At 60.9% G+C, this 14,965-nt stretch carries 10 protein-coding genes and 1 tRNA gene; 1 reads left to right on the top strand and 10 read right to left on the bottom strand.

The annotated features are described in order from the left end of the window. Positions 1-53: 53 nt before the first annotated feature. Entirely contained in the window at positions 54-1,577 is a 1,524-nt protein-coding gene (locus tag PHAMO_RS11740) for a UbiD family decarboxylase (RefSeq protein WP_002729624.1), read from the top strand. Between the two features lie 177 nt (positions 1,578-1,754). Here the strand turns inward: PHAMO_RS11740 and PHAMO_RS11735 are convergent, their stop codons facing one another. The 10 genes from PHAMO_RS11735 to PHAMO_RS11690 all read right to left on the bottom strand — a co-directional run. Continuing rightward, positions 1,755-6,251: a DNA-directed RNA polymerase subunit beta' gene (locus tag PHAMO_RS11735; RefSeq protein WP_002729623.1), complete on the bottom strand. Its 4,497-nt coding sequence runs from the start codon at positions 6,249-6,251 to the stop codon at positions 1,755-1,757. A 71-nt stretch (positions 6,252-6,322) separates the two neighbouring features. Beyond that, a complete protein-coding gene (gene rpoB / locus PHAMO_RS11730) occupies positions 6,323-10,498 on the bottom strand; it encodes a DNA-directed RNA polymerase subunit beta (protein WP_002729621.1) in 4,176 nt (1,391 codons plus the stop codon). Positions 10,499-10,732: 234 nt separating this feature from the next. Further along, complete coding sequence (gene rplL / locus PHAMO_RS11725; RefSeq protein WP_002729619.1) at positions 10,733-11,104, bottom strand: 50S ribosomal protein L7/L12; 372 nt, start codon at positions 11,102-11,104, stop codon at positions 10,733-10,735. A gap of 47 nt (positions 11,105-11,151) precedes the next feature. Further along, entirely contained in the window at positions 11,152-11,667 is a 516-nt protein-coding gene (gene rplJ, locus PHAMO_RS11720; protein WP_002729617.1) for a 50S ribosomal protein L10, read from the bottom strand. A gap of 355 nt (positions 11,668-12,022) precedes the next feature. After that, on the bottom strand, positions 12,023-12,718 hold the full coding sequence (rplA, locus tag PHAMO_RS11715; protein WP_002729614.1) for a 50S ribosomal protein L1: 696 nt from the start codon (positions 12,716-12,718) through the stop codon (positions 12,023-12,025). Positions 12,719-12,722: 4 nt separating this feature from the next. Continuing rightward, positions 12,723-13,151, bottom strand: a complete 429-nt coding sequence (rplK, locus tag PHAMO_RS11710) for a 50S ribosomal protein L11 (protein WP_002729612.1) — start codon at positions 13,149-13,151, stop codon at positions 12,723-12,725. A 158-nt stretch (positions 13,152-13,309) separates the two neighbouring features. Beyond that, a complete protein-coding gene (gene nusG / locus PHAMO_RS11705) occupies positions 13,310-13,843 on the bottom strand; it encodes a transcription termination/antitermination protein NusG (protein WP_002729610.1) in 534 nt (177 codons plus the stop codon). Between the two features lie 6 nt (positions 13,844-13,849). Then, on the bottom strand, positions 13,850-14,047 hold the full coding sequence (gene secE / locus PHAMO_RS11700; protein ID WP_040567000.1) for a preprotein translocase subunit SecE: 198 nt from the start codon (positions 14,045-14,047) through the stop codon (positions 13,850-13,852). Between the two features lie 49 nt (positions 14,048-14,096). Continuing rightward, positions 14,097-14,172, bottom strand: a tRNA-Trp gene (locus PHAMO_RS11695). A gap of 75 nt (positions 14,173-14,247) precedes the next feature. Then, a partial coding sequence (locus tag PHAMO_RS11690) for an EF-Tu C-terminal domain-related protein (protein ID WP_040566998.1) occupies positions 14,248-14,965 on the bottom strand: 718 nt, incomplete at its 5' end.

Below are 14,965 nucleotides of genomic sequence, written 5' to 3'. Positions count from 1 at the left end.
GACCGTGTTCCGTCGTCCCCTGAAGCCGCCAGAGCCTGCCGGAGAAACCGTTGATGCCATACGAATCATTGCGCGAATTCATCCAACGCCTAGAGGAAACCGGCCGTCTGCGCCGGGTCCGGGCGCCGGTGTCGGCGCATCTGGAGATGACCGAGATTCAGACCCGCCTGCTCGCCGAGGGAGGGCCGGCAGTGCTGTTCGAAAATGTGCTGAAACCTGACGGCTCGCGCTATGACATGCCGGTGCTGGTCAATCTATTCGGCACGGTCGAACGGGTCGCCTGGGGAATGGACCGCGAACCGTCGCAATTGCGCGAGGTCGGCGAGACGCTCGCCTTCCTCAAACAGCCGGAACCGCCCGGCGGTCTGCGCGAGGCGCTCGGTCTGCTGCCGCTGGCTCGTCAGGTGATGGCGATGCGCCCGCGTACCGTTGGTGCCGCCCCATGCCAGGAAGTCGTGCTGACCGGCGATGCCGTCGATCTGACCCGGTTGCCGATCCAAGGCTGTTGGCCCGGCGAACCGGCCCCGTTGATCACATGGCCGCTGGTGGTTACGCGCGGTCCCAGCGCCGAGGGAAATGACCACGATTCCCGTGACGATTACAATCTCGGCATCTACCGGATGCAGGTCACCGGACGCAACACTACCTTGATGCGCTGGCTGAAGCATCGCGGCGGAGCCCAGCACTACCAGCGCTGGGCCGCGAAGAAACACGAACCGTTGCCGGTGGCGGTGGTGATCGGAGCCGATCCCGGCACGATCATCGCGGCGGTAACGCCGGTGCCGGAAACCCTGTCGGAGTACCAGTTCGCCGGGCTGCTGCGCGGACGGAAGGTCGATCTGGTCGAGTGCCGGACCGTGCCGCTCAAAGTCCCGTCCGAGGCCGAGATCGTGCTTGAAGGCCACGTCATGCTCGACGAATACGGCGATGAAGGCCCCTACGGCGACCACACCGGCTATTACAATTCGGTCGAGAAGTTCCCGGTGTTCCGGGTCTCGGCAATCACGATGCGACGCAACCCGATCTACCTGTCCACCTTTACCGGACGGCCGCCGGATGAGCCGAGCGTGTTGGGCGAGGCTCTGAACGAAGTGTTCATCCCCTTGCTGACCCAGCAATTCCCCGAGATCGTCGATTTCTGGCTGCCGCCCGAAGGGTGCAGCTATCGCATTGCCGTCGTCTCGATCAAGAAAGCCTATCCCGGCCACGCCAAGCGGGTGATGTTCGGAATCTGGTCGTTCCTGAAACAGTTCATGTACACCAAGTTCGTCATCGTCGTAGATGCCGAGATCAATGTCCGCGACTGGAAAGACGTGATGTGGGCGGTCAGCACCCGGATGGACCCTGCCCGCGACATCACCGTCGTCGAGGGAACTCCGATCGACTATCTCGACTTCGCCAGCCCCGAATCCGGTCTAGGCGGCAAGATCGGTCTCGACGCGACCAATAAGCTGCCGCCGGAAACCCATCGCGAATGGGGTGTCACGTTACGGATGAGCGACGACATCATCGATCAGGTCACCAAGCGTTGGAGCGAATACGGCCTGCCCGGTTCGGGCAAGCCGATCTGGAAATAACCTGACCTGTTGGCCGCTATTAAAGCGGCTGTGGATATAAAGACGAAAACAGGCGGAACCCAAAAAGTTCCGCCTGTTTTGCGACAGAGCATTTTTCGCTCCAACGCAGTCAGAACGAAAAACCCCCGCCTCGGTAACCCGAGACGGGGGTTTTCTTGTTACGTCGTCCGAAACCGATTACTCGGCGGCAGGCGGCGGCTCGGTGGTGGCCTGCGGGATCGCAGCCGCCGGGAGCTGTTCGGCACCGACATCGGCCTCGACCGCCATGTCGCGATCACGCTTGGCAGCGATTTCGCGCAGACGGTTCATCACCGCACCAGTACCGGCGGGAATCAGACGACCGACGATGACGTTTTCCTTCAACCCGTTAAGGGTATCGACTTTGCCGGACACCGCCGCCTCGGTAAGGACGCGGGTGGTCTCCTGGAACGAAGCCGCCGAGATGAAGGAATGGGTCTGCAACGACGCCTTGGTGATGCCCTGAAGCACCGGCGTCGCCGAGGCGGGACGACCGCCCTCGCGGATCGACTTCGAGTTTTCGATGTCGAATTCAGTGCGATCGACCTGTTCCCCGACCAGCAAGGTGGTGTCGCCGGGCTCGGTGATCTCGACCTTTTGCAGCATCTGGCGAACGATCACCTCGATGTGCTTGTCGTTGATCTTCACGCCCTGGAGACGATAGACCTCCTGGATTTCGTTGATCAGGTACTGGGCCAGCGCCTCGACACCCATCACCTTCAGGATGTCGTGCGGCACCGGATTACCGTCCATCAGCGGATCGCCGCGGCGGACGTAATCGCCTTCCTGCACCGAAATGTGCTTGCCCTTGGGGATCAGGTATTCGACCGGATCACCATCCTCGGGCACGACCAGAATACGGCGCTTGGACTTGTAATCCTTACCGAATTCCACCCGGCCATCGATATCGGAGATGATGGCGTGATCCTTGGGCTTGCGCGCTTCGAACAACTCGGCCACACGCGGCAGACCGCCGGTGATGTCACGGGTCTTCGAAGATTCACGCGGGATACGCGCCAACACGTCGCCAGCATTGACCTTGCTGTTGTTCTCGATCGAGAGAATGGCATCGACCGACATGAAGTAGCGCGCTTCCAGACCGTTGGACAGCACCACTTCCTCGCCACGCTCGTCCCGCAAAGTGATACGGGGACGCAGATCGGCACCACGCGGCTGCTGCTTCCAATCGATCACCACCTTGCTGGCGATGCCGGTGGCTTCGTCAACCACCTCACGCATCGACAGACCTTCGATCAGATCGACGTAGTGAATGACGCCGGCCCGCTCGGTGATGATCGGCAGGGTGTAGGGGTCCCACTCGGCCAGCTTGGTGCCCTTGGCGACGACCTGTCCCTCATCGACCAACAACTTTGCACCATAGGGCACACGGTGACGGGCGCGTTCGCGCTTGTTGGCGTCAAACAACGCCACTTCGCAATTGCGGCTCATCACGATGCTCGACCCGCTCGAATTGACGACGAGGTTCCGGTTGATGACCTGAACCGTCGCGTCGATCGAGGATTCGATGCTGGACTGCTCGGCACCACGCTGAGCGGCACCGCCGATGTGGAAGGTACGCATGGTGAGCTGGGTACCCGGCTCACCGATCGACTGAGCGGCGATAACGCCAACCGCTTCGCCGACATTGACCTTGGTGCCACGGGCCAGATCGCGGCCATAGCACGCACCGCACACGCCTTGCTCGGAATCGCACGTCAGAACCGAGCGGATCGAAACGGTTTCGATACCGGCGGATTCGATCTGCTCGACCGCGTTCTCGTCGATGATGACCGCGGCGGGGACGATGACCTCGCCGGTGGCCGGATTGACGATATCGCGAGCGGCAGAGCGCCCCAGGATCCGCTCACCCAGCGAGGCGATCACTTCACCGCCTTCGATCACCGGCGAAACGGTGAGGCCGTTGGTGGTGCCGCAATCGTCTTCGCAGATGATCGCGTCCTGAGCGACGTCAACGAGACGACGGGTAAGGTAACCCGAGTTCGCGGTCTTCAGCGCGGTGTCGGCCAGACCCTTACGGGCACCGTGGGTGGAGTTGAAGTACTCCAACACGGTCAGGCCTTCTTTAAAGTTCGAGATGATCGGCGTCTCGATGATTTCACCCGACGGCTTGGCCATCAGGCCACGCATACCGGCGAGCTGCTTCATCTGAGCGGCCGAACCACGAGCACCGGAGTGAGCCATCATATAGATCGAATTGATCGGCTTGCCCGGTGCCTGGCTCGAAATCTGCTTCATCATCGCGTCGGCGACGTCGTCGGTGCACTTCGACCAAGCATCGACGACCTTGTTGTACTTTTCGCCCTGGGTGATGAGACCGTCCTGGTACTGCTGCTCGTATTCCTTGACCTTGTCTTCGGTCTCGCCGACCAGCTGTTCCTTTTCCGGCGGGATGACGAGATCGTCCTTGCCGAAGGAAATACCGGCCTTGAAGGCGTTGGAATAGCCGATGCCCATGATGCGGTCGGCAAAAATCACCGTCTCTTTCTGACCGCAATGGCGGTAGACGACATCGATGACGTTCTGGATTTCCTTCTTGGTCAGAAGGCGATTGATCAGCGAGAAAGGAACGTTCTTGTTCTTCGGCAGGATCACCGACAGCATCATCCGGCCCGGAGTCGTATCGACGATACGGGTCACCGGATTGCCTTCGCTATCGACGGTGTCGTAGCGGGCCTTGATCCGGGAATGCAGGGTGATGGTCTTCGCCGTCAGCGCTTCCTCGATCTCGGCCATATTGACAAAGACCGGGACGCGATAGAGCAGAGCACGACCGTCCTTCACCGCCGCCTCGGCCTCTTCGGGCGAGGCGAACGTCAGGGCCGTGCCGGGCTTGGCGACGTTGAACAGACGCAGGTGACCGCTGGCCAGACCGGCGGCGAGCGCCTCACGCGACGAGACGTTGACACGCAGGTGAGCGGTCACGTCGCGACGGGCGATCCGATCAAGCAGACCGTCGAGATCGGTGGTGTCGATCGGGCTGGACGGATCGGTCGGGCAGTAGAAAATAACCGAATTGTTGGCGAGTGCACCCTGCAACTCTTCAACGGTACGGATCTTCAACGCCTGACCGGGCATCTCGTCCCGATCCATCGTGATGTAGTAGATACCGAGAACGATATCCTGCGACGGCACAATGATCGGCTTGCCGTTGGCGGGCGAGAGGATGTTGTTGGTCGACATCATCAGCACGCGCGCTTCAAGCTGGGCTTCAAGCGACAACGGGACGTGAACCGCCATCTGATCGCCGTCGAAATCGGCGTTGAAGGCAGTGCAAACCAGCGGATGCAGCTGGATCGCCTTACCCTCGATCAGAGTCGGCTCGAACGCCTGAATACCGAGACGGTGCAGCGTGGGGGCGCGGTTGAGGAACACCGGGTGTTCGCGGATCACCTCTTCCAGGATGTCCCACACCTCGGGACGTTCCTTTTCCACCATCCGCTTGGCCGCCTTAATGGTGGTGGCCATGCCGTACAGTTCGAGCTTGGAATAGACGAACGGCTTGAACAGCTCCAACGCCATCTTCTTTGGAAGACCGCATTGGTGCAATTTCAATTCAGGACCGACGACGATCACCGAACGGCCGGAATAATCGACGCGCTTACCGAGCAGATTCTGACGGAAGCGACCCTGCTTGCCCTTCAGCATGTCGGACAACGACTTCAGCGGCCGCTTGTTTGCGCCGGTGATGGCGCGGCCACGGCGGCCGTTATCGAACAGGGCGTCAACCGCCTCCTGCAACATACGCTTTTCGTTGCGGACGATGATCTCGGGCGCGCGCAGTTCGATCAGCCGCTTCAGACGATTGTTGCGGTTGATGACGCGGCGATAGAGGTCGTTCAGATCCGAGGTCGCGAAGCGGCCGCCGTCCAGCGGCACCAGCGGACGCAATTCCGGCGGAATAACTGGAATCACTTCCAGGATCATCCATTCCGGGCGCGAGCCGGATTCGAGGAACGCCTCGACCAGCTTCATCCGCTTGACCAGCTTCTTACGCTTGGCTTCGGACGTGGTTTCCTTGAGGTCGATCTTGAGCTGGGCCTTCTCGGCTTCCAGATCGATCACCGACAACATGTCGCGAATCGCCTCGGCACCGATCTTAGCGGTGAAGGCGTCCTCGCCGAACTCGTCAACGGCGCGCATGTACTGCTCTTCGGTCAGCAGTTCACGCAGCTTGAGCGGAGTCAGGCCAGGCTCGACCACGACGTAATTCTCGAAATAGAGAATCCGTTCGAGATCCTTCAGCGTCATGTCGCACAGCAGACCGATGCGGGACGGCAGAGACTTCAGGAACCAGATGTGGGCGACTGGGCTGGCCAGCTCGATATGGCCCATGCGCTCGCGCCGGACCTTGGCCAGCGTCACTTCGACGCCGCACTTCTCGCAGATGATGCCGCGATACTTCATCCGCTTGTACTTACCGCACAAGCACTCGTAATCCTTGATCGGCCCGAAGATGCGGGCGCAGAACAGGCCATCGCGCTCGGGCTTGAAGGTACGATAATTGATCGTCTCGGGCTTCTTGATCTCGCCGAACGACCAGGAGCGGATGCGCTCGGGCGAGGCGATGGAAATCCGGATCTGGTCAAAGGTGGGGGTAGAGCCCGCCTGACCGAAGATCTTCATAAGTTCGTTCATCGACATGCTCCCGTGTGACCTTGTCGGGGGGCGGCGGAGGCGCCGAGCACCCCCGCCACAGGTCGTATCGGTTAGAAATCCCGCTGAGTGAGTTCGACGTTGAGGCCAAGCGAGCGCAGTTCCTTGACCAACACGTTGAACGATTCGGGGATGCCGGCTTCGAAGGTCTCGTCACCACGGACGATCGCCTCGTAGACTTTGGTACGGCCGGACACGTCGTCCGACTTCACCGTCAGCATTTCCTGAAGCGTATAGGCGGCACCATAAGCTTCCAGCGCCCAGACCTCCATTTCACCGAACCTCTGGCCGCCGAACTGGGCTTTACCGCCCAACGGCTGCTGAGTAACCAGTGAATACGGTCCGATCGAACGGGCGTGAATCTTGTCGTCGACCAAGTGGTGCAGCTTCAGCATGTAGATGTAGCCGACCGTGACCTTGCGGTCGAACGGCTCGCCGGTACGACCGTCGATCAGGGTAACCTGACCCGAGGTCGAACGGTTGGCCTTGGTCAGCATATCGACGATATCGCTTTCGCGGGCACCGTCGAACACCGGGGTTGCAATCGGCACGCCGGGCCGCAGGTTGGTCGCCAGTTCGAGGATCTCGGTGTCGGGCAGGTCGGCGATCTCATCGTTGAAGATCACGTCGCCATAGACGTCCTTCAGCTTGTCGCGCAGATCGGGCAACGTCGCGTTGCTGCGACGGACCTGATCGAGCACGTCGCCGATTTGCTGGCCAAGACCGGCACAGGCCCAGCCCAGATGGGTCTCAAGGATCTGACCGACGTTCATGCGCGACGGCACGCCCAACGGGTTCAGAACCAGATCGACCTGACGGCCGTCTTCGAGATAAGGCATGTCCTCAAGCGGCATGATCCGCGAGATAACACCCTTATTGCCGTGACGACCGGCCATCTTATCACCGGGCTGAAGCTTACGCTTCACCGCGACGAACACCTTGACCATCTTCATCACGCCGGGCGGCAATTCGTCGCCGCGCTGAAGCTTCTCGACCTTGTTTTCGAACCGCTCCTGCAACTTCTCGACCTGCTGGTCGAACGCACGCTTGAGCTGCTCGACATCGGCCATCACCGCATCGTCTTCGATGGCGATGTTGCGCCATGCGCTCGGATGCAGGGCATCCAAGGTCGCGTCGTCGAGGACAACGCCCGCACGGACGCCACGCGGTCCCGAAACGATCTTGCGACCGTTGATCTGCTGCTTCAGACGGGCGAAGAACGAGCGTTCGAGAATGCCGCGTTCGTCGTCGCGATCCTTGGCCAGACGTTCGATTTCCGAGCGTTCGATCGCCAGGGCGCGTTCGTCCTTCTCGACGCCACGGCGGGAGAAGACACGAACCTCGACGATGGTGCCGGCAACACCGGGGGGCAGCCGCAACGAGGTATCGCGAACATCCGATGCCTTTTCGCCGAAGATGGCGCGCAGCAGCTTCTCTTCCGGGGTCATCGGGCTTTCGCCCTTCGGCGTGACCTTACCGACCAGAATATCGCCCGGCTTGACCTCGGCACCGATATAGACGATGCCGGCCTCGTCGAGATTCTTCAGAGCCTCTTCGCCGACGTTCGGAATATCGCGGGTGATTTCTTCCTGGCCCAGCTTGGTATCGCGGGCCATGACCTCGAATTCTTCGATATGGATCGAGGTGAACACATCGTCACGGACGATACGTTCGGAGATCAGGATCGAATCTTCGAAGTTGTAACCGTTCCACGGCATGAAGGCGACGAGCACGTTGCGGCCCAGCGCCAGTTCGCCCAACTGGGTCGAGGGGCCATCGGCGATGATGTCGCCCTTCTGAATCAGATCGCCAACTTTCACCAGCGGACGCTGGGTGATGCAGGTGTTCTGATTCGAACGCTGGAACTTCAGCAGGTTATAGATATCGACGCCCGAGGCGGTCGCCTGGGTTTCCTCGGTGGCACGAATAACCACGCGGGTCGCGTCAACCTGATCGACCACGCCGGTCCGTCGGGCAGTGATTGCCGCGCCGGAATCACGAGCCACCGCCTGCTCCATGCCGGTGCCGACCAGCGGCGCCTCGGCCCGGATCAGCGGGACGGCCTGACGCTGCATGTTCGAACCCATCAGGGCGCGGTTGGCGTCATCGTTTTCCAGGAACGGGATCAGCGCGGCGGCAACCGAAACCAGCTGCTTCGGGCTGACGTCGATCATGTTGATTTCGGACGACGGCACCATCACGAACTCGCCAGCACGGCGGCACGAGACCAGATCGTCGGCGAAGCGGCCATCGGCGTTCAACTCGGAATTGGCCTGAGCGACGGTGTAACGTCCCTCTTCCATCGCCGAGAGATAAACGACGTCGCTGGTGACAACTCCATCGACAACCTTGCGATACGGCGCCTCGATGAAGCCGTACTGATTGACGCGAGCATAGGTCGCCAGCGAGTTGATCAGACCGATGTTCGGGCCTTCCGGCGTTTCAATCGGGCAGATACGACCGTAATGGGTGGGGTGAACGTCGCGGACTTCGAAGCCAGCGCGCTCGCGGGTCAGACCACCCGGCCCGAGCGCCGACAGGCGGCGCTTGTGGGTGATTTCCGACAACGGATTGGTCTGATCCATGAACTGCGACAGCTGCGAGCTGCCGAAGAATTCACGCACCGCCGCCGCCGCAGGCTTGGCGTTGATCAGGTCGTGCGGCATCACCGAATCGATATCGACCGAGGACATCCGCTCGCGAATCGCACGCTCCATCCGCAGCAGACCAACGCGATACTGATTTTCCATCAGTTCGCCGACCGAGCGGACGCGACGGTTACCCAGGTGATCGATGTCGTCGATCTCGCCCTTGCCGTCCTTCAGCTCGACCAGCACCTTGATCACGCCAAGGATGTCTTCCTTGCGCAGAACGCGCACGGTATCGGCAACCTCGGGCGTGTTGAGACGCGAGTTCATCTTGACGCGACCGACCGCGGAGAGGTCGTAGCGCTCGGAATCGAAGAACAGACCCTGGAACAAAGCCTCGGCGGTTTCCAGCGTCGGCGGCTCGCCCGGACGCATCACCCGGTAGATATCGATCAGCGCTTCCTCGCGGCTCGAATTCTTATCGACCGCCAGGGTGTTGCGGATATAGGGACCGATATTGATGTGATCGATCGCGAGAACCGGCAACTCGGTGATACCGGCCTTTTCCAGATCGGCAACCAGGGCGGCGGTCAGTTCGTCGCCAGCCTCGGTGTAGATCTCGCCGGAAATCTCGTTGATGATGTCTTCGCCGACATACTGGCCGATCATGTCTTCGGGCGCGACCTGGATTTCGGTCAGACCGGCATCCTTCAGCTTACGACCGAAACGCGGGGTCATCTTGGTGCCGGCGTCGGCAACCTTTTCGCCAGTGGCGGCGTCGATCAGGTCGGAAACGAGCTTGACGCCCTTCAGCCGTTCGGCGTCGAAGACGGTCTTCCAACCGTTCGGGCCACGGGTGTAGATCACCTTGTCATAGAAATAAGACAGGATCTCTTCGGCGGTCATGCCTTGGACTTCGCCGGGCTCGACGGCTCTGCTTTCGGCGGCGCGGGCGGCGCGCAAACCGGCGCTAGCCTCCCCGTCCAGGGCGTAAAGCAGCGTGGTGACCGGCAGCTTGCGGCGGCGGTCGATACGGACATAGACCTGATCCTTGGCGTCGAACTCGAAGTCCAGCCAGGAGCCGCGATAGGGAATGACGCGGGCGGCAAACAGATACTTGCCCGAGGAATGAGTCTTGCCCTTGTCATGGTCGAAGAACACGCCCGGACTGCGGTGCATCTGCGAAACGATGACGCGCTCGGTGCCGTTGATGACAAAGGTGCCGTTCGACGTCATGAGCGGCATGTCGCCCATATAAACGTCTTGTTCCTTGATGTCGCGAATCGAGCGGGCGCCGGTGTCTTCATCGACATCCCAGACCACCAGCCGCAGCGTCACCTTCAGCGGCGCGGCGAAGGTCATCCCGCGCTGCTGGCATTCCTCGACGTCGTACTTGGGGGTTTCCAGCTCGTAACGGACGAATTCCAGCGTGCCACGCTCGGAAAAGTCCTTAATCGGGAAGACGGACCGGAAGACCTCCTGGAGGCCAACACTGGCGCGGCTCTCGGGAAGCACGTCCATCTGGAGGAAGTGATCGTAGGAGCTTTTCTGCACCTCGATCAAGTTCGGCATCGGCGCGACGGTCGGGATCCGCCCGAAGCTTTTGCGCACCCGCTTGCGACCCGTATAGGATTTAGCCATTGCCGCTCCTCGTCTTTTCGTCGGTATAGGCCCAACACACTTGCCGCCCGGAACGCTGTTCCGGACCGCGTGCCGTTGGCACGCCAGCTCCTTGCGGAGCCTCATTCAACCGCCCCTTCGGGGGCAGATATTCCCGTTACCGGATCCGGCAACGGCGTCGTCATAGTCCAGCGCCCAAGGGCCGGGAGGCGATAAACGCATCCCGGCCCCCAGATCGTTCGCTAGAAAGCGATCCTACTTCACCTGCACCTTGGCGCCGGCTTCCTCGAGGACCTTCTTCAGCTTGGCGGCTTCGTCCTTGCTGACGCCGTCCTTCACCTGCTTCGGAGCGGCCTCAACGAGGTCCTTGGCTTCCTTCAGGCCCAGGCCGGTGATGGCGCGGACTTCCTTAATCACGTTGATCTTCTTGTCGCCGGCGTCGACGAGGATGACCTCGAACTCGGTCTGCTCTTCAGCAGCGGCAGCAGCGGCAACCGGGGCGGCGGCGGCGGCAACCGGAGCGGCGGCGGAAACGCCCCACTTCTCTTCGAGCAGCTTCGACAGCTCGGCGGCTTCGAGGACGGTCAGGGCCGACAGATCGTCAACCAGCTTGGCAAGATCAGCCATTTTCATACTCTCCAGATAAGCTTGAAACTTGGGATATTAAAGGGGGCTCACGCGGCGTCCTTGTCCGCCTTCGCCTTCAGAACCCGGGCCAACTGGCCCGCGGGCGCCTGAAGCACGCCGGCGATACGGGTGGCGGGAGTCGAGATCATGCCGACCAGCTTGGCCCGCAGCTCGTCGAGCGACGGCAGCGCAGCCAGAGCCTTCACGCCATCGAGGTCAAGACGCTGATTGCCCAGCGATCCACCGAGGATCTTGAGCTTATCGTTGGTCTTGGCGAACTCGACGGCAACCCGAGCGGCGGCAACCGGATCGCGCGAAACGGCGATGGCGGTCGGACCGACGAACAGGTCGTCAAGGTTCTCGAACTCGGTACCACCAAGGGCAAGCCTGGTGAGACGATTCTTGGTCACTTTGAAGCTGGCCCCGGCCGCGCGCATCTTGACGCGGAGGGAGGTCATCTCGGCAACCGTCAGCCCTTTGTACTGGGTGACGACGACCAGCCCGACTTCCCCGAGCGTCTCATGCAGCGACCCGACCCACTCTTTCTTCTGTGTCCGGTCCACGTTCGTCTCCAAACATCGAGCCGAACCCTGCCCGCCTGGGCTTTTTTAAGCCTTGAGGCGGCGGCTTCGGTTCATTGCCCAAGGCCCTTTCCGGTCGGACGAGCCGTCCATTCAGGGCCGGTGGCCTGTCCCAGAAGCTTCAAGCCGTTAACCGAACGGCATCCCAGAGGATCACCGACGGCACGTTCTCTCTTCTTCTGTCTCGGCAGGCGGGAAATCCCATCAAGCTTTGGGCGGAACGATCCGACCAAAGCGCCTGCGGTCTCGGACAGGTACGGGAAGCCGGTCGTTGCGGATCGGCTTCCCTATTCCTTTCCCCGAAGGGAAAAAGAAACTTCCTACGCCAGAAGGCGCATCACACCACGATGGTGCCGGAATCCAGCTTGACGCCCGGACCCATCGTCGAGGACAGCGACACCTTCTTAAGATAGGTGCCCTTTGCGCCCTGCGGCTTGGCCTTAATGATCGCGTCAACAAAGGCGCGGACATTTTCGACCAGCTTGGCTTCGTCAAAGCTCGCCTTGCCGATACCGGCGTGGATGATACCCGCCTTCTCGACACGGAACTGAACCTGACCGGCCTTGGCCGCGCGCACCGCCTCGACGACGTTGGTGGTGACGGTGCCCAGCTTCGGGTTCGGCATCAGGCCGCGCGGCCCGAGAACCTTACCCAACCGGCCAACCAGACCCATCATGTCGGGAGTGGCGATGCAGCGATCGAAATCCATCGTGCCGCCGTTAACGGCCTCGAACAGTTCTTCGGCACCGACGATATCGGCACCGGCCTTCTTCGCTTCCTCGGCCTTGTCACCCTTGGCGAACACGGCGACACGAACGGTCTTGCCGGTGCCGTGGGGCAGTTCGATCACGCCGCGGACCATCTGGTCGGCATGGCGGGGATCGACACCAAGGTTGAGGGCGATTTCAATGGTCTCATCGAACTTCGACTTCGCGTTCGACTTGATCACCGTCACCGCTTCGGCGAGGGTATAGAATTTGTCGCGGTTGACTTCGGCGTAAGCCGCCTTCAGGCGCTTTCCTTCGCGTGCCATCTGCTTACTCCACAACCTTGAGGCTCATCGACTTCGCCGAACCGACGATCATGCTGCAAGCCGCATCAACGTCATTGGCGTTGAGATCCTGCATCTTCTTCTCGGCGATTTCGCGAATCTGAGCCATCGTGATCTGACCGACAGACCCTTTGCCGGGGGTCTGCGACCCCTTGGCGATCCCGGCGGCCTTCTTCAGGAAGAAGCTGACCGGCGGAGTCTTGGTCACGAAGGTGAAGGTACGATCGGAATAAGCGGTGATCACCACCGGAATCGGCATGCCCGGCTCAAGACCCTGGGTCTGAGCATTGAAAGACTTGCAGAATTCCATGATGTTCAGGCCGCGCTGACCCAGCGCCGGGCCGATCGGCGGCGACGGGTTCGCCTTGCCGGCCGCGACTTGCAGCTTGATATAGCCTACAACTTTTTTTGCCATCTTAACGATCCTCTGTCTGTCACCAGAGGTGGCGGTGCGGCCTCAGGCTGGCCTCCCGCCCCCTTGACCCCAATTCCGGGACATCCGAAACGGGAACGAACAGACTCGGGATATCGCGTCGCGAATCACCGCGCCGCAATATCCCGAGTCTAAAACAATCAGATCTTCTCGACCTGTGTGTACTCCAGCTCCACCGGAGTAGACCTGCCGAAGATCGACACAGCGACCTTAAGACGGGCTTTTTCTTCGTCAACTTCTTCGACCAAACCGTTGAAGGACGTGAACGGACCGTCGCACACCCGGACCTGCTCGCCGACCTCGAACGTGATCGACGGCTTCGGACGCTCAACTCCGTCCTGAACCTGACGGATAATGCGCTCGGCCTCGGCCTCGGTGATCGGAACCGGACGGCCTTTGCCGCCCAGGAAGCCGGTGACTTTCGGCGTGTTCTTGACCAGATGCCAAGTGTCGTCGGTCAGATTCATCCGCACCAGCACATAGCCGGGGAAGAACTTCCGTTCCGCGCTGACCTTGGTTCCGCGCCGGACTTCGACGACTTCCTCGGTCGGCACAAGCACTTTATCGAACAGTTCGGCCATGCCTTTCTGTTCGGCCTGCTCGCGAATCGACTGAGCAACCTTCTTCTCGAAGCCGGAATAAACGTGAATAACGTACCATCGTGCTGTCGACATACCCGTTCAACCTCTCAGACCGAACAGGAACTTGACGGTCGTGGCAAAAAACTGATCGACGATTAGGAAGAACGTGGCGGTGATCACCACCATCACGAACACCATGAGAGTCGAGATGACGGTCTCGCGGCGGGTTGGCCAGGTGACCTTTGCGATCTCCTGACGGACCTGCTTGAAAAAGAGGGCCGGGCTCGTTTTTGCCATGTCTCTTACAGTTGATGCCGCACGCTGGCGGAAGCCTGGGGGAACAGCGTGGCAGGAGTGGAGGGGCTCGAACCCCCAACCCCCGGTTTTGGAGACCGGTGCTCTACCAGTTGAGCTACACTCCTGCATTCGCTGCCGTCCCGGATCGCCGGGGCGGCGGCTACGGCCTCCGGGTCTTACCGGAGGCCGCCCTTATACAGCTACTCGAGGACCTTGGCAACCACTCCTGCGCCGACAGTGCGGCCACCTTCACGAATAGCGAAACGCAGACCCTGATCCATCGCGATCGGGGCGATCAGCACAACGCTCATCTTCACGTTGTCGCCCGGCATCACCATTTCGGTGCCTTCCGGCAGCGACACGACGCCGGTGACGTCGGTGGTGCGGAAGTAGAACTGCGGACGATAATTGGTGAAGAACGGGGTGTGACGTCCACCTTCTTCCTTGGTCAGGATGTAGGCTTCGGCCTCGAACTTCGTGTGCGGCGTGATCGAACCCGGAGCCGCCAGAACCTGGCCGCGCTCGACGTCTTCACGCTTGGTGCCGCGCAGCAGAGCGCCGATGTTGTCGCCAGCCTCACCCTGATCGAGCAGCTTGCGGAACATTTCAACGCCGGTGCAGGTGGTCTTGACGGTCGTCTTGATACCGACGATCTCGACTTCCTCGCCAACCTTCACCACGCCACGCTCGACACGGCCGGTCACGACGGTGCCACGGCCCGAGATCGAGAACACGTCTTCGATCGGCATCAGGAACGGCTTGTCCTTCGGACGTTCCGGCTGCGGGATGTAGCGGTCAACTTCGGCCATCAGCTTCAGAATCGCTTCCTTGCCGATTTCCGGGCTGCGGTCTTCGAGAGCACACAGCGCCGAGCCCTTGACGATCGGAATATCGTCGCCAGGGAAATCGTAGGACGAC

Origin of the sequence: Magnetospirillum molischianum DSM 120 (assembly GCF_000294655.1) — a bacterium.
Taxonomy (GTDB): Bacteria; Pseudomonadota; Alphaproteobacteria; order Rhodospirillales; family Magnetospirillaceae; genus Phaeospirillum; species Phaeospirillum molischianum.
Note: the sequence above shows the minus strand (reverse complement) of the source record. Positions and strands in the feature narration are given on the sequence as shown.